This is a genomic window from Enterobacter hormaechei ATCC 49162 (assembly GCF_001875655.1).
Taxonomy (GTDB): Bacteria; Pseudomonadota; Gammaproteobacteria; order Enterobacterales; family Enterobacteriaceae; genus Enterobacter; species Enterobacter hormaechei.
This window is the reverse complement of record NZ_MKEQ01000001.1, coordinates 670,997-690,108: the sequence shown is the minus strand read 5'-3', so window position 1 is coordinate 690,108 and position 19,112 is coordinate 670,997. Positions and strand designations below refer to the sequence as shown.

The 19,112-nt window shown below is 54.3% G+C and carries 20 protein-coding genes; 11 read left to right on the top strand and 9 right to left on the bottom strand.

Annotated elements, in window-relative coordinates; all coding sequences use genetic code 11:
- The first annotated feature begins 151 nt into the window (after positions 1-151).
- On the top strand, positions 152-862 hold the full coding sequence (locus BH712_RS03330) for a YnfC family lipoprotein (protein ID WP_006808858.1): 711 nt from the start codon (positions 152-154) through the stop codon (positions 860-862).
- A gap of 17 nt (positions 863-879) precedes the next feature.
- On the opposite strand, the gene speG is transcribed toward BH712_RS03330, so the two are convergent.
- Entirely contained in the window at positions 880-1,440 is a 561-nt protein-coding gene (speG, locus tag BH712_RS03325) for a spermidine N1-acetyltransferase (RefSeq protein WP_006808857.1), read from the bottom strand.
- The gene (locus tag BH712_RS03320) at positions 1,440-1,778 is read right to left on the bottom strand and encodes a DUF1283 family protein (protein ID WP_006808856.1); all 339 of its coding nucleotides are present in this window, start codon (positions 1,776-1,778) and stop codon (positions 1,440-1,442) included. Before BH712_RS03320 ends, speG begins: the two co-directional genes overlap by 1 nt.
- A gap of 286 nt (positions 1,779-2,064) precedes the next feature.
- Between BH712_RS03320 and rspA the strand changes: the two genes are divergently transcribed.
- From rspA to BH712_RS03300, 4 genes are all read left to right on the top strand, one after another.
- Entirely contained in the window at positions 2,065-3,279 is a 1,215-nt protein-coding gene (gene rspA, locus BH712_RS03315; RefSeq protein WP_006808855.1) for a starvation-sensing protein RspA, read from the top strand.
- A 14-nt stretch (positions 3,280-3,293) separates the two neighbouring features.
- Positions 3,294-4,313, top strand: coding sequence for a Zn-dependent oxidoreductase (locus tag BH712_RS03310; protein WP_032673485.1), 1,020 nt, complete (start codon positions 3,294-3,296; stop codon positions 4,311-4,313).
- Positions 4,314-4,386: 73 nt separating this feature from the next.
- Positions 4,387-5,766: an MFS transporter gene (locus BH712_RS03305; RefSeq protein ID WP_006808853.1), complete on the top strand. Its 1,380-nt coding sequence runs from the start codon at positions 4,387-4,389 to the stop codon at positions 5,764-5,766.
- A 222-nt stretch (positions 5,767-5,988) separates the two neighbouring features.
- Positions 5,989-7,452 (top strand): mannitol dehydrogenase family protein, encoded by a 1,464-nt coding sequence (locus BH712_RS03300; protein ID WP_006808852.1) that lies wholly within the window; start codon positions 5,989-5,991, stop codon positions 7,450-7,452.
- Positions 7,453-7,496: 44 nt separating this feature from the next.
- Here BH712_RS03300 and ydfZ read toward each other — a convergent pair whose 3' ends face one another.
- A complete protein-coding gene (gene ydfZ / locus BH712_RS03295; RefSeq protein ID WP_003857405.1) occupies positions 7,497-7,700 on the bottom strand; it encodes a putative selenium delivery protein YdfZ in 204 nt (67 codons plus the stop codon).
- A 287-nt stretch (positions 7,701-7,987) separates the two neighbouring features.
- On the opposite strand from ydfZ, the gene BH712_RS03290 reads away from it, so the two are divergent.
- Positions 7,988-8,419, top strand: coding sequence for a universal stress protein (locus BH712_RS03290; protein WP_006808851.1), 432 nt, complete (start codon positions 7,988-7,990; stop codon positions 8,417-8,419).
- 35 nt (positions 8,420-8,454) lie between these two features.
- Here BH712_RS03290 and BH712_RS03285 read toward each other — a convergent pair whose 3' ends face one another.
- Positions 8,455-9,141: a GntR family transcriptional regulator gene (locus tag BH712_RS03285; protein ID WP_006808850.1), complete on the bottom strand. Its 687-nt coding sequence runs from the start codon at positions 9,139-9,141 to the stop codon at positions 8,455-8,457.
- 90 nt (positions 9,142-9,231) lie between these two features.
- Positions 9,232-9,978 (bottom strand): bifunctional NADP-dependent 3-hydroxy acid dehydrogenase/3-hydroxypropionate dehydrogenase YdfG, encoded by a 747-nt coding sequence (ydfG, locus tag BH712_RS03280; RefSeq protein WP_006808849.1) that lies wholly within the window; start codon positions 9,976-9,978, stop codon positions 9,232-9,234.
- A gap of 143 nt (positions 9,979-10,121) precedes the next feature.
- On the opposite strand from ydfG, the gene dcp reads away from it, so the two are divergent.
- Positions 10,122-12,173, top strand: coding sequence for a peptidyl-dipeptidase Dcp (dcp, locus tag BH712_RS03275; protein ID WP_006808848.1), 2,052 nt, complete (start codon positions 10,122-10,124; stop codon positions 12,171-12,173).
- Between the two features lie 25 nt (positions 12,174-12,198).
- Here the strand turns inward: dcp and BH712_RS03270 are convergent, their stop codons facing one another.
- Both BH712_RS03270 and BH712_RS03265 read right to left on the bottom strand, forming a co-directional pair.
- A complete protein-coding gene (locus BH712_RS03270; protein ID WP_006808847.1) occupies positions 12,199-12,438 on the bottom strand; it encodes a DinI family protein in 240 nt (79 codons plus the stop codon).
- An 86-nt stretch (positions 12,439-12,524) separates the two neighbouring features.
- Entirely contained in the window at positions 12,525-13,787 is a 1,263-nt protein-coding gene (locus BH712_RS03265; RefSeq protein WP_080010479.1) for an amino acid permease, read from the bottom strand.
- A 636-nt stretch (positions 13,788-14,423) separates the two neighbouring features.
- On the opposite strand from BH712_RS03265, the gene BH712_RS03260 reads away from it, so the two are divergent.
- Positions 14,424-14,789: a hypothetical protein gene (locus tag BH712_RS03260; RefSeq protein ID WP_006808845.1), complete on the top strand. Its 366-nt coding sequence runs from the start codon at positions 14,424-14,426 to the stop codon at positions 14,787-14,789.
- A gap of 10 nt (positions 14,790-14,799) precedes the next feature.
- A complete protein-coding gene (locus BH712_RS03255) occupies positions 14,800-16,896 on the top strand; it encodes a pyrroloquinoline quinone-dependent dehydrogenase (RefSeq protein WP_006808844.1) in 2,097 nt (698 codons plus the stop codon).
- A gap of 73 nt (positions 16,897-16,969) precedes the next feature.
- Here BH712_RS03255 and BH712_RS03250 read toward each other — a convergent pair whose 3' ends face one another.
- Positions 16,970-17,560: a DUF4142 domain-containing protein gene (locus BH712_RS03250; protein ID WP_032673719.1), complete on the bottom strand. Its 591-nt coding sequence runs from the start codon at positions 17,558-17,560 to the stop codon at positions 16,970-16,972.
- A gap of 227 nt (positions 17,561-17,787) precedes the next feature.
- Between BH712_RS03250 and BH712_RS03245 the strand changes: the two genes are divergently transcribed.
- Both BH712_RS03245 and BH712_RS03240 read left to right on the top strand, forming a co-directional pair.
- Positions 17,788-18,066, top strand: coding sequence for a YdgH/BhsA/McbA family protein (locus BH712_RS03245; protein ID WP_003857380.1), 279 nt, complete (start codon positions 17,788-17,790; stop codon positions 18,064-18,066).
- 304 nt (positions 18,067-18,370) lie between these two features.
- Positions 18,371-18,544, top strand: coding sequence for a GnsA/GnsB family addiction module toxin (locus tag BH712_RS03240; RefSeq protein ID WP_006808842.1), 174 nt, complete (start codon positions 18,371-18,373; stop codon positions 18,542-18,544).
- A gap of 79 nt (positions 18,545-18,623) precedes the next feature.
- On the opposite strand, the gene BH712_RS03235 is transcribed toward BH712_RS03240, so the two are convergent.
- A complete protein-coding gene (locus BH712_RS03235; RefSeq protein WP_006808841.1) occupies positions 18,624-19,112 on the bottom strand; it encodes a hypothetical protein in 489 nt (162 codons plus the stop codon).

The window sequence follows — 19,112 nt, the reverse complement described above, 5'->3', positions numbered from 1 at the left end:
GTGGAATATTCCGCGCCCAAAGTAGCCACTTTGGCAAGTCTCGTCAATGCAAACGACGGATTTATACAGCGCAAAGAGTCAAATGAAGTGCTGTTATGTAAGTTGCTGTATTTGCTAATATGATGGTATCTCTCTCTGAACGGTAAATGATGTGAACAAATACGCAGCGATAACGCTACTGGCAACGGTACTGGTGGGATGCGACAACGACACCGCGCCGCTGTCATTTACGCCGGAGATGGCGAGCTTTTCGAACGAGTTTGACTTTGATCCACTGCGCGGCCCGGTGAAAGACTTTACCCAGACGCTGTTCAACGATAAGGGGGAAGTCTCTAAACGCGTGACCGGAACGATGTCGACGGAAGGGTGTTTCGATACGCTTGAACTGCACGATCTCGAAGCGAATACGGGCGTTGCGCTGGTGCTGGATGCTAACTACTACGTCGATGCGGAAACCCAGCAGCAGAAGGTGAAGTTGCAGGGAAAATGTCAGCTGGCGGAACTGCCGTCCGCTGGTTTGACGTGGGACACCGACGATAACGGGTTTGTGGTTGCCGCGCACAGCAAAGAGATGGAAGTGAAGTATCAGTATGACGCCGACGGCTACCCGTTGGGTAAAACCACGGTCTCCGGCGACCAGCGTTTATCGGTCAAGTCGATGCCGTCGAAAGATCTGCACAAGCGCATGGATTATACGGCGGTAAGCCTGTTGAACGATAAGCCGATGGGCAATGTAAAGCAGAGTTGTGATTACGATCGCCACAACAACCCGGTGAGCTGTGAGCTGGTGATCACCGATGACAGCGTCAAACCTGCCGTGGAGCGCAAGTACACCATCAAAAACAGCATTGAATATTATTGAGCGTAAAACCGCGCAGGTTACTGCGCGGTGGGTTTAAGCAGACTGGCGGAAGAGGACTTATGCCCGGCCAGATGCTGATGCTGGAATATGCACATGCGGATGGTGTTACGGTATTCGCCGTTAATAAAGAACTCATGGATCAGTTCACCTTCCACCATAAAGCCCAGCTTACGGTAGATGTCAATCGCTTTTTCGTTCTCTTTGTCGACGATGAGATAAAGCTTGTAGAGATTCAGGACGTTAAACCCGTAATCCATCGCCAGCTTTGCCGCCCGCGACGCCAGACCTTTCCCCTGATGTTCCGGTGAAATAATAATCTGAAATTCCGCCCGACGGTGAACGTGGTTGATCTCAACCAGTTCAACCAGCCCGGCTTTTTCACCTTCGCGCTCCACCACAAAGCGGCGTTCACTCTGATCGTGGATATGCTTATCGTAGAGATCGGACAGCTCGACAAAGGCCTCGTAAGGCTCTTCAAACCAGTAACGCATCACGCTGGCATTGTTGTCGAGCTGGTGAACAAAGCGTAAATCTTCGCGCTCCAGCGGACGGAGCTTAACGTCACACAGCGTCGACATTACGGTGCTACCGTGCGGCCAGTACGACGATCCAGACAGCGCAGGGTGTTAGGCTCCCAGTAAGCGTTGACGTTGGCACTTTGCTGGCATTTGTCGCGGGCATCAAACGCGACGTCTTCTTTATCCCACTCTTTCTCCACGCGCTTATTCACTTTCTGACGCAGGCTGCGGGTGTCATTCCATTGTTCTTTGTCCATGGCGGCGTTCTGACGGCTTTGCGCGCTGTCACCAGACTCAATGATGAGTTTGCTGGTTTCGGCTGATGCCGTTGCGGCAAAGGCGAACGATGACAGTGCCAGTACGGCTGTCAGACAAAGGCGTTTGCTTAATGTAGTCATAGCGTTTCCTTTAAACGGGTGCAGACAATCGGATTACCCCGTTGGATTCTACACCAATCCGAAAGGGTGTCATACCCGCGCGGCAGGTATGGGAACGATGTGAACATTATCGCGCAGGATGTCTAAATCAATCCTCACGAAACGAGAGATTGTTCAACGCTGTGGTTGCGTATTTGTGTCCCCAATGTGTGATCGTTCGCTGATTTTACGATCATTATACTTGTATGGTAGTAGTGTAGTTGCGTAAATTTCCTGCATCACAACGAACGATGTAAGGAAATGGATTATGAAGATTGTCGGGGCTGAAGTATTTGTCACCTGCCCGGGGCGTAACTTTGTCACCCTTAAAATCACGACCGATGAGGGCATTGTCGGGCTGGGTGATGCCACGCTGAACGGACGTGAACTTTCCGTTGCCTCTTACCTGAAAGATCACCTGTGCCCGCAGCTGATTGGCCGCGATGCGCACCGCATCGAAGATATCTGGCAGTTCTTCTATAAAGGCGCGTACTGGCGTCGTGGTCCGGTCACGATGTCAGCGATTTCTGCCGTGGATATGGCGCTGTGGGACATAAAAGCGAAAGCCGCGAACATGCCGCTCTACCAGCTTCTGGGCGGGGCATCCCGGGAAGGGGTGATGGTTTATTGTCACACTACCGGACACACCATTGACGACGTGCTGGAAGATTATGCCCGTCATAAAGAGATGGGCTTCAAGGCGATTCGCGTGCAGTGCGGCGTGCCGGGAATGAAAACCACCTACGGCATGGCTAAAGGGAAAGGGCTGGCGTACGAGCCTGCGACTAAAGGCGCCTGGCCGGAAGAACAGCTGTGGTCCACCGAGAAATATCTCGATTTCACACCCAAACTGTTCGACGCGGTGCGCAGTAAATTCGGCTTTAATGAACATCTCCTGCACGACATGCACCACCGTCTGACGCCCATCGAAGCGGCGCGGTTCGGCAAGAGCATCGAAGAATTCCGTATGTTCTGGATGGAAGACCCAACGCCTGCGGAAAACCAGGAATGTTTCCGCCTGATCCGCCAGCACACCGTCACGCCAATTGCGGTGGGTGAAGTATTTAATAGCATCTGGGACTGCAAGCAGCTGATTGAAGAGCAGCTCATTGACTATATCCGCGCCACCCTAACCCATGCGGGCGGCATCACCGGGATGCGTCGCATTGCGGACTTTGCCTCACTCTACCAGGTGCGTACCGGTTCACATGGCCCGTCGGATCTGTCGCCGATTTGCCACGCCGCGGCGCTGCATTTTGACCTGTGGGTACCGAACTTCGGCGTTCAGGAGTATATGGGTTATTCAGAGCAGATGCTGGAAGTGTTCCCGCACAGCTGGCGCTTCGATAACGGCTATATGCACCCGGGCGACAAGCCAGGGCTGGGCATTGAATTTGATGAGAAGCTGGCGGCGAAATACCCGTACGAACCGGCCTGTCTGCCGGTAGCCCGTCTGGAAGACGGCACCCTCTGGAACTGGTAAACGAGGAGCGAATGATGAAAAGCGTAGTGATCCAACAGCCGAATGCGCTGGTAATCGAGGAGCGTCCTCTTCCGTTGCCGGGCGCAGGGGAAGTCCGCGTCAAAATTAAGCTGGCCGGGATCTGTGGTTCCGACAGCCATATCTATCGCGGACATAACCCGTTTGCGAAATACCCGCGCGTGATTGGTCATGAGTTCTTTGGCGAGATTGACGCTGTGGGTGAGGGCGTGGAGAGCACCCGTCTGGGCCAGCGCGTTTCGGTTGATCCGGTGATCAGCTGCGGGCAGTGCTACCCCTGTTCCGTCGGTAAACCGAACGTTTGCACCTCGCTGGTGGTGCTGGGCGTCCATCGCGACGGTGGTTTCAGCGAATACGCCGTCGTCCCGGCGAAAAATGCCTGGCACATCCCGGACGCCATTCCTGACCAACACGCGGTGATGGTAGAGCCATTCACCATTGCCGCTAACGTGACGGGACAGGCGAAACCGACCGAACAGGATGTGGCGCTGATCTACGGCGCAGGCCCAATGGGGCTGGTCACCGTGCAGGCGCTGAAGGGCGTTTACAAGGTGAAGCAGGTCATCGTTATCGATCGCATTGATGAGCGGCTGGCGATGGCGCAACGCAGCGGCGCGGACTGGGTCTTCAACAACGGCGAGCAGTCTTTACAGGCCGCGCTGGATGAAAAAGGGATCAAGCCGACGTTAATCATCGATGCTGCCTGTCATCCGTCCATTTTGCAGGAAGCGATTACGCTGGCGTCTCCGGCGGCGCGCATCGTGCTGATGGGCTTCTCCAGCGACCCGAGCCAGATCGTGCAGCAGGGGATCACCGGCAAAGAGCTGGCGATCTTCTCTTCGCGCCTGAATGCCAACAAATTCCCGGTGGTCATTGACTGGCTGGAAAAAGGGCTGATCGACCCTGAAAAACTGGTCACCCATACATTTGACTATCACCACGTTACAGACGCCATCGAACTGTTTGAAAAAGACCAGCGGCAGTGCTGCAAAGTCTTGCTCACGTTCGACCAATAATAATTCACGCGGTTAAGAGCCTGCGAAGACAGGCTCTAAGTGGTACGCATCTTACCTTTCAGAGATAGCCATTATGACTCAAGCACAACCTCAAAGAAGTACGTCAGATCTGGTGAAAGCCGCCGTATCTGGCTGGCTGGGCACCGCCCTGGAGTTTATGGATTTCCAGCTTTACTCCCTGGGTGCCGCGCTGGTGTTCCATGAAATTTTCTTCCCTGAACAGTCCGCGGCCATGGCGCTGATCCTGGCGATGGGCACCTACGGCGCAGGTTACATCGCGCGTATCGTCGGGGCGTTTATCTTCGGCAGAATGGGAGACAGCATTGGTCGTAAAAAAGTGCTGTTTATCACCATCACCATGATGGGGATCTGCACCACCTTAATCGGCGTATTGCCGACCTACGCGCAGATCGGGATTTTCGCACCGGTGCTACTGGTAACGTTGCGTATTATTCAGGGGCTGGGCGCGGGCGCGGAAATCTCGGGCGCAGGCACCATGCTGGCGGAGTATGCGCCGAAGGGCAAACGCGGCATCATCTCTTCGCTGGTGGCGATGGGAACCAACTGCGGGACGCTGAGCGCCACGGCGATCTGGGCTGTGATGTTCTTTGCTCTCGATCGTGAAGAACTTATTGCCTGGGGCTGGCGCGTGCCGTTCCTCGCCAGCGTTGTAGTGATGATCTTCGCCATCTGGCTGCGTATGAACCTTAAAGAGAGCCCGGTGTTTGAGAAGGTTAACGACGCCGAAACCGTGACACCGGTTGCCGCGCAGGATACCTCGTTAGGCGCGATGTTTAAGAGCAAATCCTTCTGGCTGGCTACCGGGCTGCGCTTTGGTCAGGCGGGTAACTCCGGGCTGATCCAGACTTTCCTTGCCGGGTATCTGGTGCAGACGCTGCTCTTTGATAAGGCGATCCCAACCGATGCGCTGATGATCAGTTCGATTCTGGGCTTCCTCTCAATCCCGCTGCTGGGCTGGCTGTCCGATAAAGTGGGGCGCCGTCTGCCGTATATCATCCTTAACATTTCAGCCATCATTCTGGCTTACCCGATGCTGTCGATTATCGTCGACAAGAGTTACGCGCCGGGCGTGATTATGCTCTCTATCATCGTGATTCATAACTTTGCGGTGCTCGGGCTGTTCGCGCTGGAAAACATCACCATGGCGGAAATGTTTGGTTCGCGGAATCGCTTTACCCGCATGGCGATCTCGAAAGAGGCGGGCGGTCTGGTTGCTGTGGGCTTTGGTCCGGTACTGGCGGGGATCTTCTGCAACATGACCGGGTCCTGGTGGCCGATTGTCGCGATGCTGGTGGCGTACTCGCTGATTGGGCTGATTTCCGCTCTGATGATGCCGGAAGTGCGCGACCGCGATTTGAGTGAAGCCGAAGATGCAGCCGAAGCAACCCATAAGGAAGCGGTGGCCTATGGCGCGCTCTCTTCACGCCGCTGATGGTTTACATCTTGCGCTACCTGTCACACAACTTTTCACTGATGTCACACCACATGGCGAAAAGTTAATGTAAATCAAGATCTGAAAACGACGTATCAGTATGGTTAATGGCAGCGTTTTTTGACTCCGACTGCCATTCTAGTTGGTGTAGTCAGCAGGCGCTGCCGCTCTGATAAGGAGCGGCAGCGGATCACAGCGTTCATTACTTAACGAGTCTCAATCATGGAAAACCGGTTATTACAGGCGAAGGCGACGCGTCCGCAGTACGATCGCGACAGCCTCAAGGCACGCATTGTTCATTTAGGCTTTGGCGCGTTTCACCGTGCGCACCAGGCGGTGTACACCGATATACTCGCCGCAGAACAGGGCAGCGACTGGGGTTACTGCGAAGTTAACCTGATTGGCGGCGAACAGCAGATTGCCGATCTCAAGGCACAGGATAACCTTTATACCGTGGCAGAGATGTCTGCCGATGCCTGGACGGCGCGCGTGGTCGGCGTCGTCAAAAACGCCCTGCACGCGCAGGTCGACGGGCTGGAAACCGTGCTGGCGGCGTTGTGCGAACCGCAGGTTGCCATTGTTTCCCTGACCATCACCGAAAAAGGGTATTGCCACTCTCCGGCAAGCGGACAACTGATGCTCGATCATCCGTTAATCGTTGCAGACCTGCAAAACCCGCATCAGCCAAAATCCGCGCCGGGCGTGGTGGTTGAAGCGCTGGCGCGGCGTAAGGCGGCGGGGCTACCGGCATTCAGCGTGATGTCATGCGATAACATGCCGGAGAACGGCCACGTGATGCGCAACGTGACCTGTGCCTACGCGCGCGCTGTTGACGGCGAACTGGCGGACTGGATTGAAGCGAACGTCACCTTCCCGTCAACCATGGTGGATCGTATTGTGCCCGCCGTTACGGCTGAAACGCTGGATAAAATTGAACAGCTGACCGGCGTACGCGATCCGGCAGGCGTGGCCTGCGAGCCGTTCCGCCAGTGGGTGATTGAGGACAACTTTGTTGCTGGCCGTCCAGCATGGGAAAAGGCGGGTGCGGAACTGGTTTCTGATGTCATTCCCTTTGAAGAGATGAAGCTGCGTATGCTTAACGGCAGCCACTCCTTCCTGGCGTATCTCGGCTACCTGGCCGGTTATCAGCACATTAACGACTGCATGGAAGATGAACATTACCGCGCAGCCGCACATGCGCTGATGCTGAAAGAGCAGGCGCCGACGCTGAAAGTGAAGGGTGTGGATTTAGGTCGCTATGCTGACCAGCTTATCGCGCGCTACAGCAATCCGGCACTGCGTCACCGGACCTGGCAAATTGCCATGGACGGCAGCCAGAAATTGCCGCAGCGTATGCTCGATTCCGTGCGCTGGCACCTTGTCCACCAGAAACCTTTCCCGCTGCTGGCCCTGGGTGTGGCAGGCTGGATGCGCTATGTCGGCGGTGTGGATGAGCAGGGTAACGCCATTGAGGTGAGCGATCCGCAGCTGGCGGTGATTCAGGCGGCGGTAAACGGTAGCGCTGAAGGCGAAAGCCGGGTTAGCGCGCTGTTGGGCATTGAGGCTATTTTCGGTAATGAGTTGCCGAAGGACGCGGTGTTTGTTGATGCCGTGATGCAGGCCTATCACACGTTGCTGCAAAAAGGCGCGAAGGCCACGGTTGCTGAGTACGCAGCCCGGCTCTGACGCGATGACATGCCGCCGTTCGCGGCGGCATGTCGGGGAACAGCTTAGTGCATTCCCAGGCGAATCAGCTCAATCGGTTCGAACTTACCTTCGCATCCTTCCACTTCAACCGTTTTACCACGACGCACCTGCTCGGCATTCAGGCCGTCGCTGTGGATCGCTTTAATCACGCCGAACTGACCTGTGCCGCTAATCATAACGCGGCTGCCAGTGGTGATTGCATTTCGGTTACGGTCGTATGTCATCATGGTATTTTCTCCTCTTGCACTTATCCGTTACGGCGCTAATTCAACGGCTGCCGTTCACGGGGCACTATTAATACGCCTCTCTTAAACTGAATTATTTGTTTTTGATCAAGCTCACACTTTTTTCTTATTTCATGATGGCGCTGACGGTTCAGGACATCGCTTTACAAAGCGGACAGTTATTTTCCTTATTTGATAGTTTACGAACGTAAGTGTTTAGGTTTTGTTTATCTCCGCAATGCCATTCTGGAAGCAGAAAATAACCCTTCATCGGAAAAGGAGTCAGGCTTATGTATAAGAAAATTTTGATGCCTGTTGACGTGTTTGAAATGGATTTGAGCGATAAAGCGGTACGCCACGCGGTCAACCTCGCGAAGGCGGAAGGCACGACAATCACCCTGGTCAACATTCTCCCCAACAGCAGCCGTTCGTTACTGCGGGGGTTCAATGCGGATATTAAGAAGTTCGAAGAGTATATGACCGCCGAATCTGATAAGAAGATGAAGGCGCTGAAACGGCTCTTTGATATGTCCCCGGACGATATTGACTGTGAAGTTCGCTTCGGCAACGTACGCGATGAAATCATCAAGCTCAGTAAAGAGGGGAAATATGATGTCATTGTTATCGGATCAAAAAATCCGAGTATCACAACGCATCTGCTGGGTTCAAATGCTGAAACTATCCTGCGCTACGCCACTATTCCTGTATTAGTGGTCCGCTAATCACTTCGCCGCAACCGAAAGGGGGCGGCGAGGTTTTATTCTTCGCTAAACCACTCGCGGTTTTCCTGACGAATTAACTGAACTGACTCGCTAATTTCCTGGAGGTGAAGCGTCATCGCTCTATCTACGGCTTCCACGTCGCGTTTTTCCAGAGCACTGAAAATATCATGATGCTGTCGCAGCAACATCTCTGGCGGAGAAACATGATCAAGACTCATGTAGCGCACGCGGTCGATGGTCGCTTTGATGTTTTCGACGGTATCCCACGCGAGCTGGCACTCGGCGATCTGCGCCAGTTTCTGGTGAAACTCGTCGTCCAGCTGGAAAAAGTCGTTTAACTGTTTGCGGTCGATGGCGATGCGTTGCTGATGCAGGTTTTGCTCCAGCAGGTAACACTGATTGTCGTTAATGAGCGACGCGGCACGACGCACCACGGCGCACTCGATGGCCTGGCGAACAAAACAGCCATTCCGTACCTGCGAAAGGGAAATTTTATTTACATAGCTGCCGCGCTGCGGGCGGATCTGAATAAGGCCGTTTTCTGCAAGCTTGATAAACGCCTCACGTACCGGCTGACGGGAAACGTCAAAACGTACCGAAACCTCTTTTTCTGAGAGTGGCGTTCCCGGTGGGATCAGGCAGCGAACAATATCACGGCGTAAAATGCGATAAATTTGCTGATTAACGGGCTGGGTAGGATTAAGTTGCGATTCAGCGGCCATGGGTTGTGGTTTCTCAGAGAGTTAACCTGAACATACTACCATTCTTTTCCCTGCCATCACATACCCGGCCCGCAGGCCGGGTGGGGTAAATTAACCGCGATGCACGCTGAGTCCGGCATAGGTCTGGCTGACGGGCATCATCTCAACCGTGTTGATGTTGACATGCTTCGGCAGGGTCGCAACCCACCAGACGGTTTCGGTGATATCTTCCGGCGTCAGCGCGTTCGCATTTTCATAGGTTTTATCCGCTTTCGCGTCATCGCCTTTGAAACGCACATTTGAGAACTCCGTTCCGCCTACCAGACCCGGCTCAACATCGGTCACGCGGATCGCGGTGCCGTGCAGGTCGGTGCGCAGGTTCAGGCTGAACTGACGCACAAAGGCTTTGGTTGCGCCGTACACGTTGCCGCCCGCGTAAGGCCAGCTACCTGCGGTGGAACCGATATTGATGATATGACCACGGTTACGTTCAACCATGCCCGGCAGCACGGCGCGGGTCATGTACACCAGCCCTTTGTTGTTGGTGTCGATCATGTTTTCCCAGTCTTCCACGCTGGCTTTGTGAGCAGGCTCCATGCCCAGCGCCAGGCCAGCGTTATTGACCAGAACGTCGATTTCACGCCATTCGGCAGGCAGGCTGGCAATCATCTCTTCAATGGCGGCGCGGTTGCGGACGTCCAGCTGTGCGGTCAGGATGCTGTCACCCAGTTCGTCTTTTAGCTCCTGCAAACGCTCCTGACGACGCCCCGTTGCAATCACTTTGTGTCCGTTGGCGACGAAGCGACGCGTGATGCTTTCACCAAAACCCGCCGTTGCCCCGGTAACTAAAATAATCATCTCACTGTTCCTCAACGCTTTTTGTGTTGTACTAACATAGCACGCTCTTTGGCACGTCGTTAAGGCAACATTTGTATGACGCCATTGCAGGCCAGCGCAGGCTGGCCTACTCTGGGGAGAAATACCGTGCTCAGGAGTAAACGATGTCGGTCAACAATCCTTTTTTTGAAATTAGCCTGTTGCCTTATCAGGCGCCACGTTTTGATGCGATCAACGACAGCCATTATCGTCCGGCATTTGATGAGGCGATGCGCCTCAAGCGTGCAGACATTGACGCGATTATCACGCAGCGCGCCGAGCCGGATTTCGACAACACCGTGCTGGCGCTGGAAAAGAGCGGGGCCATGCTGTCGCGCGTGAACAGCGTGTTCTTCGCCATGACGTCCGCACACACCAACGATTATCTTCAGGCGCTGGACGAGCAGTTCTCCACCGAACTGGCCGGGCTGGCGAACGATATCTGGCTAAACGATACCCTTTTCGCCCGTGTGGAAGCCGTCTGGCAGGAGCGCGAGGGCCTGGATGCCGAATCCCGACGACTGACGGAGGAGACATATCAGCACTTTGTTCTTGCGGGCGCGCGACTGAACGCCGATGAAAAAGCGGAGCTGAAAGCCCTGAATACCGAAGCCGCCACCCTGACCAGCCAGTTCAACCAGCGCCTGCTGGCGGCGAACAAGGCGGGCGGACTGGTAGTGGACAACGTGCATGCGCTGGATGGGCTGAGTGCAGAGGAGATCGCTGCCGCGGCTCACGCTGCCGCAGAAAAAGGGCTGACGGATAGCTGGCTGATCCCACTTTTAAATACCACCCAACAGCCCGCACTGGCGGCGCTGTCGCAGCGCGAGACGCGTAAGAAGCTGTTTAACGCAGGCTGGGAACGCACTCAGAAAGGGGACGAAAACGATACGCGCGATCTGATCCGTCGGCTTACCGCGTTGCGGGCAAGGCAGGCGCAGCTGCTCGGGTTTGAAAATTTTGCCAGCTGGAGCATTGCCGATCAAATGGCGAAAACGCCGGATGCCGCGCTCGAATTTATGCGCGGAATAGTGCCTGCGGCGCGCAGCAGGGCCGCGCTGGAGCAGGCGGATATTCAGAAGGTCATTGACGACGAGCAGGGCGGTTTTTCAGTGGAGGCCTGGGACTGGGCGTTTTATGCCGAACGCGTGCGCTCAGCGAAATATGCACTGGACGAAGCGCAAATCAAACCCTATTTCGCGCTCAATACCGTGCTGGAGGATGGCGTATTCTGGTCAGCCACGCAGCTGTTCGGTATCCGCTTTGTCGAGCGGTTTGATATTCCGGTTTACCACCCGGACGTTCGAGTGTGGGAGATTTTCGATCACACCGGCGAAGGCATGGCGCTGTTTTACGGCGACTTTTTCGCTCGCGACTCTAAAGCGGGCGGCGCGTGGATGGGGAATTTTGTTGAGCAGTCTTACGAATTTGCCGCGCGTCCGGTGATTTACAACGTCTGCAACTATCAAAAACCGGCCAACGGCCAGACCGCGCTGATCTCCTGGGATGATGTGATTACCCTGTTCCACGAGTTTGGTCATACGCTGCATGGCCTGTTTGCCAGCCAGCGTTACGCCACGCTTTCCGGCACCAACACGCCGCGTGATTTCGTTGAATTCCCGTCGCAGATCAATGAACACTGGGCCAGCCATCCGCAGGTATTTGCGCACTTTGCTCGTCACTATCAAACCGGCGAACCGATGCCGGATGCGCTGCGGGAAAAAATGCTCAATGCGACCCAGTTTAATAAGGGGTATGACATGACGGAGCTATTGAGCGCCGCGCTGCTGGATATGAACTGGCACGGCATTCAGAAGCCTGTTGAAGATGTGGAAGCCTTTGAAGCCGCCGCCCTGAAAAAAGAGGGGCTGGATCTACCAGCCGTACCGCCGCGCTACCGCAGCAGCTATTTCGCCCATATCTTCGGCGGCGGCTACGCGGCAGGGTATTACGCCTACCTGTGGACGCAGATGCTGGCCGACGACGGCTATCAGTGGTTTGTCGAGCAGGGCGGTTTGACGCGCGAAAACGGACAGAAATTCCGCGAGGCGATTTTGTCCCGCGGCAACAGCACTGATTTAGCTGAACTTTATCGCCAGTGGCGCGGGCACGATCCGAGGATTGAACCGATGCTGGAGAATCGCGGTTTGAGCGCACCGGGGGGCATTGAGGGCTGAAAACAGAACCGGGCTTTCCGCCCGGTTACTCTTGCGTCAACCACATGTCCGACTCTTCGAACATCTCCTCGAGCATGCGGTTCAGCTTTTCCCGGTCACTTTTGCTGGCATCGCTGTTCAGTCCGTTCGCTTGCATGGGTTTGACCGTCACGCTGGCATCGGGAAAAATCCGGTGTACGCGTTTTGTCAGCTCGGCCAGGATGATTTCCCTGGCTCCCTCCAGCCCCTGTACGTTTCGCTTGTCATAAACCAGTTCCACAAACATGATTGTTTACCTTATGGATATTACGCTGGAATTCAGCCAAAGCGTAAAATACTACTGTATATGAGTACAGTCAAACCGCGTTCAGACTAAAGCATTGTCCAGAGCAATGCGCACAGCGTTGCCAGCCCACCCAGAACAACCAGAAATACCGTCACGCCACGAAGCTCCGCCAGCGCGGGGCGGGTGTAAATGAGGTAGGCGGGGATAAGGAACAGGATCACCGCAATCAGTGGCCCGCAGAACATTTCAATCAGGCTGAGCACATCCGGATTGGCATAAACAATGCCATAGGTCAGCAGGAACAGCGCCAGAGAGGCCAGCCGCTTGCTGGCTCTGGCCTTTTTACCGGATACGCTGGCAGCCAGTTGACCAAACGTTTGTGCGACCGACAGACCTACGCCCAGGAAAGATTTCGTCATACCGATGATGGCGATGAGCGGAGCAATGTGGTAAATCAGGCTGAAATCACCGTTGCCCTTCATCACGGACAGCACGTTCAGGTTCTCTGCCTTCGCCCGCGCAAAGCTTTCATGCGGGATACCCAGCACGCAGCTCAGCACAAAAAAGAGGATGCTGGCGAAGATGGCGAAATAGGCGATGCGGATCACGAAGAGAGCCTTTTTTTCCCCCTCGGCTTTCCTTTCCCGGTAGTAAGAGCTCAGCGGAGAGACCATTGGCGCACAGCAGAACGAGAAGGTAATAAGCGGCAGCGTCAGCCAGATGTTTTTCAGCGTTACCGGAAGCGGTGCGGCTGTTATTTCGGCGGCTGTACCCGTCAGGTTAGACAGATGCCAGCCCGGGATCAGTGATACGGCGATCAGCAGCACGGATGCCGCGAACGGCAGCGCCAGCGCACTCATGATGGCTACGACTCTGTCCCGGCCCTTGCTCAGTACCACATACAGTGCAGCAACCACGATAAACGACAATGGCCCACGGCTGATCGCGGTGATATGCAGATGCTCCACCAGTAAATTATCCAGCGCATTAATCAGCGCCACCCCGTAAACCAGGGTTACCGGGAAGAAGGTCACACAGTAGAACAGGGTGATCAGCTTTTCACCTCGTCCGCTGAAGAAGGAACCGAAGATCGGCAACGTGCCGTTTTCAGTCTTCTCCTCACGCATATAGACACGACAGAGGAGTAAATGGGGGATCAGGGATAACGGCAGCCCCAGCAGGAGCATGACCAGGAAAATAACCGGGCCACGGGTGCCGATTTCCACGGGCAGGAACAGCGTTCCCGCCCCGACGGCTGTACCGTAGAGGCCCAGCGTCCAGATGTTATCCTGCCAGTGCCAGTTAGAGCGTGTTGTAATAGTACCTGAGAGCGTTGTGGCTTTATTCATCATGTTTTACCGCGTTATTAAAGGGCCGACGACGTGTTTAGTTTTTATTCTGTTCGTAGTCGTCGATGCGTCATGACGTCGCGGGTGGGAGGGGTTTGATTTCGCATACCGTAAACCTTATGTGTATGCCTGCAATAACTATCGTTATTTTTTGACGATGCTTTAACAGGCGGTTAATTAAGAAAGGGACTTGTTAAATTAACGAACAAATAATGCCTGACTTTCCCTGCCTGCACGTCTGTTAATTAAGGAGTAAACACCCTGTTTTATTAATTACCATAAGGCGTCGAAATATTGAAGAGGGGATTTATTTGATTATTTCATTGGGCGTAAAAAAGCCGATTTCTGCCCGAAATTAAAAAACACAATATAGACAATCGCGTAACTCGCTCGTAGCTTTCGAACCGTTTTGTAACACAACGCTCTCTTTCTGGTGGCGAAAGGACCCAGAGCACTGTATGTCCGCTATTAAATGCCCCTAAAAAAAATCCTCTTCTATACTCAGTTACGTTTAGTGAAATATGCCGCCGCGCCTCACGTCGCGTTGCCTTAAAAGCGGCGGGCAGCAGGGGCATATATCCACGAAAACGCCATAATGATGGTCAATTTTGCATTTTTTAGAGGGGGATTCCTGGTATGTTGCATTCTCAATCCTCGCGGGTCGGCAGCATTTTGCTGTTGCTGACCGCGATAATAGCCTTTGCGCTGGCGCTATACGCCTGGTGGACGCCGCTTACCGGCGTCACTGGCACAATTGGTGCACTGGGGGTGGTCATTGCCAGCGTAGTGCTGGCGATCCTGACCTTACTGTTACGTGCGGCGTCGCGTCGCGGGGCGCGCGTTTTCCTGATTATTGTCACCCTTGTGGTGCTGGTGGGTATTGGTTTTGCCGCCGCGCTGCTGCACCAGTACATCATAACGGCAGCCATGGTGGTCGGCCTGATCGGTCTGATTATGCTAAGCAGCCATTCCGCCCGTTACAACCATCCCGTCAGAAGCTGAGGAGCCGCCCGTGCACAACGATAAGCATTATCCCTTCATAAAAGTCAGTATGACGGCGCTGGCGCTGCTGGCCGCTCCGCTCGCGCTACAGGCGCAGGATAAGGCCGCTGAAGCCTCTCAGGGAACCCAGGAATCGCTTAATATCGATGCGGCCGATCAACAGGCACCTGGAACCACAAAAACAACAGACGATGCCTCAACCGGCAACGGTGGCGAACAGAAAGCCGCTTCGACGAGCCAGCCAGCGACGCCGCTGGTGCCCGGCACCGCCACCTGGGACAGCTTCCACGGCCAGCTTAACGCCCAGAAATACAGCCCGTTGACCCAGATTACGGCGGATAACGTCGGGAAATTAACGAAAGTCTGGGAGTTCCACACCGGTGATGTCTCGGATGGGAAAGGCGACACGCCAGCCACCGTCTGGTCCGCAACGCCCATATTCGCCAACGACACGCTCTACATCGGCACCCCTTTCGATCGCCTGATTGCGCTGGATCCGGGGACGGGTAAAGAGAAGTGGCACTATGACACCAAATCGTCGCGCAAGGCGCTGACCCAGCCGGTGCTGAAAAACCGCGGCGTTTCCTACTGGCAGGCCAAAAATCCGGTGAACGGTCAGGCATGTCAGAAGATCGTCTATATGGGCACCGTTGACGGTAAACTCTTTGCGCTGGACGCCGATTCAGGCAAGCCGTGCAGTGATTTTGCGGACAACGGCGTGCTGGATCTGAACCAGTGGAACACGGTGAACGCGAAGTATCCGCTCTCTGTCCTGCAACCGCCAACCGTTGTCGGCAACCATCTGCTGGTGGGCTGGGCCGGGAAAGACTGGGCCTATGCCGAAGCGCCTCCGGGCACCGTATTTTCCGTCAACGCCCGGACCGGTAAGCTTGAATGGACCTTTGAAGCGATCCCGGCAGAGATCCGCAAGCGCACCGGTACCGCCAACGTCTGGACGCACATGTCCGCCGATGAGGCCAATGGTCTGGTCTATCTCCCGGTTTCATCGCCGTCACCTAACTATTGGGGCGGCAACCGTGCCGACGCTATTCCGCTCGGCACCTCGACCACCGCGCTGGACATCAACACAGGTAAAGTGGTCTGGTCCCGTCAGTGGGTACACCACGACGTCTGGGATTACGACATCAACTCTGCCCCGACGCTGATGGACATCACCGTAGACGGCAAGCAGATCCCGGCGCTGATTCAGGCCACCAAGCAGGGTTTCCTGTTTGTGGTTAACCGCCTGACGGGGGAGGACGTATGGCCAATCGAAGAACGTCCGGTTCCGCAGGGTGATGGTTCGGTCCAGGGCGAAGTGCTCTCGCCTACGCAGCCGTTCCCGACCAAACCCGCGCCGCTGCTCGACCAGTCGAAAAAACCGGCAATCTGGAAGCTGGCGGATATCGTCGGTGGCGGCCAGTGCTCCCGCCTGTGGGATAACCTGACCTATGAGGGAATGTATACCCCGCCTACCACCAAAGGCGAAGGCACACTCACCTATCCCGACAGCGCCGGCGGCGTGCAGTGGGGCGGGGTGGCGTTCGATCCGCAAAAACAGATCGCCATCGTCAACACCTCGCATATCGTCCAGTACGTGAAGCTCTACAGCCGTGAGGATTACGATAACGCGGACAAAGATTCCGGCAACGAGAGCGGCTTTGCCCCGCAGGAAGGCGCCCCGTACGGTATGCGTCTGCTGGTGGCGAGCAACTGGCTGGGCATGCCGTGCTGGCAGCCGCCGTTTGGTGAAATCGTGGCGCTGGACATGCACACGGGGGATGTGAAATGGCGTCGTCCGGTTGGTGCTTCCCAGCAGTATGGCTTCTTTATGCCGGAAAGCTGGGGTTCACCTACCATTGGAGGTCCGGCTGTGACAGCGGGCGGCGTGATCTTCATCGGCGCTTCAATGGATGCCAAAGTGCGTGCCTACTCGGTCGAGAGCGGTGACGAGTTGTGGTCCGATCAGGTAGAAGCTCCGGCGGTAGCGAACCCGTCCGTCTATGAATATAAAGGTCGCCAGTATGTGGCCTTCGTGGCTGGTGGGAATACCATCCTGAAGGATCAGGTGGGAGACCAGGTGGTGGTTTACGCGCTGCCAGAATAATCATCAGGAAGGGAAAATAAGCGTGGGGCCTGCTGGCCCCACGTTATTTTGCAGTAGTCGTTTTACCGACGTGTTATTTATCGGCTGATGCGCCGGAGTGCGTTGACATCTGCTCGGCGGACTTCAGGTGCTGCTCAACCACCGGCGTGTGCTCGTTGGCCAGCGCCTTCACATCCGGATCGTCGATTTTACTGGCGTCGCTCTTAAGCTTCGACAGCACCTTCTCGTGGTCCTTCACACCGGCGTATTCCATATACATCTTGTCAAACGCGTCACCCTTCTGGTTTTCCAGCCTTGAGTTCAGGGCTTTATGCGCGGCGTCAGGCTCGGTCGGCAGTTCTACGCCCTTTTTCTGGGCAACGGCCTGGACTTTGGTCAGCGCGGCGCCGTGATCGTCGACCATTTTCTGGGCGAATGTTTTCACTTCACTGGTTTGGGCCTTGTCCAGGGCGAGCCTGGCGGCGGCAACTTCGTTGATATTGGCCTGCGCCATGTCCTTCAATGCTTTCTCGTCGCCGGAGCTGAGTCTGGCGTCCGGTTTAGCCTGGCCCGCAGTTTGAGTTTGTGCGGCGCTTGTCGTCTGGGCTTGTACGCCAACGGTGCTGAACATTGCTGCAACTGCTGATACGGCTAGCAGCCCTTTCAGGGTTTTACTCGTGTGCATATTGTTCTCCTGATGGTCATGGTACAGGTAAGTTTCGGTTGCTTCAGGCGCAACCGGCAGATAAATGCTCACTGCACAGGTCAGTATAGTAGATGAACCTGCTGTACCCGCTGTTCAGGACAGTAATGGCTGGTCGTGATGCTCAATTCTTCTACAATATTGATACGGATCATTTACATATTTGCTGCTAATGTTAAATATAGAAATTCATCAACAGGAGGAATGATATGAAAAAAGCACTATTAGGGAGTGTATTGGCTTTAACAGTAGCAAGCTTCGGCGCATCTGCGGCAGATATGATTTCCAAAGATGAAGCGCACCACTTCAAACTTGAATACCTTGGAAATGTATCTGTAGGGGCTTCAGGTGGACAAATTTCGTCACCTTCAGATCTTCATCAAAAACTCTCGAAACTGGCCGACGAGAAGGGCGGGAAATACTACGTCATCATCGCTGCGCGTGAGCATGGCCCTAACTTCCAGGCCGTAGCAGAAGTGTTCAAATAATCTTCTCGAAAAACACAGAAACCCGCTTCTGGCGGGTTTTTTACGTATAGACAGCAAAAAAATGCCCCTGATGCGGGGCGAGTTTGAGTCAAATCTTTTCTTATGTTTATGTGTTTTGTGCTCTAAGGCTTTGGGACAATAACACCCTGTTCAAATAATGCAATCTAAATGCATATTTAAATGCGATTGCTGCATACGTTACACAGATAGTCTACTCTTTACATACAGTTATGGTTAAAGGCAGTTAATCGTTAGCTGTCGCCTGCTGGAGAATGGAAACAGTAAACGGTTGCAAGAGGTAAACATGAACGTTGACGCACTGACGCAAAAGGCAGAAGAAGAAATTTCAGCGCTTATCACCAAAAAAATTTCCGAGTTACGTAAAAAAACAGGGCAGGAAGTGTCTGAAATTGAGTTTATCGCTCGTGAAGCCATGACTGGCCTCGAGGGATATGAGGTAAAAATCAAACTCATCTAGTTTAAAAAGGTCGCGTATGCGGCCTTCAACGTACCGTGGCAACGCTGCGTGGGCCGCTAATCTCAGACCAACCTTGGTCTTAAAGGGTAATACACATAAAGATAGGGGCGCGATAATTACCTACCAGGTAACCATTCTCGATACGATGTATTGTCAGAACCCGGCGCGTTTTAACTGCCAGCGAGTAAAAGTTCTCAGCAAAATGTTTGTCCGATGCCGTGTCCCGTTCACCTTTGATAATCCTGAGATTGTCCATTCTGAAGGAGGTCGCATTCAGTTTATGGTACGTGAAAATAGCATCACGACTTATCCAGGTCTTACCGTCAGGCGACGTCACTACTCCGTCAATTCTGATGTGACCCTGTCTGTCACGATCCATTTTCAACTTCATTGTTCCTTTCATCTCATACTGATTTTGCGGAGCGCGAAAAACAAAATCTGAATCACAGTCGATAAGAAGCCGATGGCGATACTGAAGACTGGTGATAATACCCACCATGAAGATAAGCAAAAGAAGCATAAAAATAATGAGTTTTCTGTTTTTAAACAGGGAATTTACGTTGTTCAT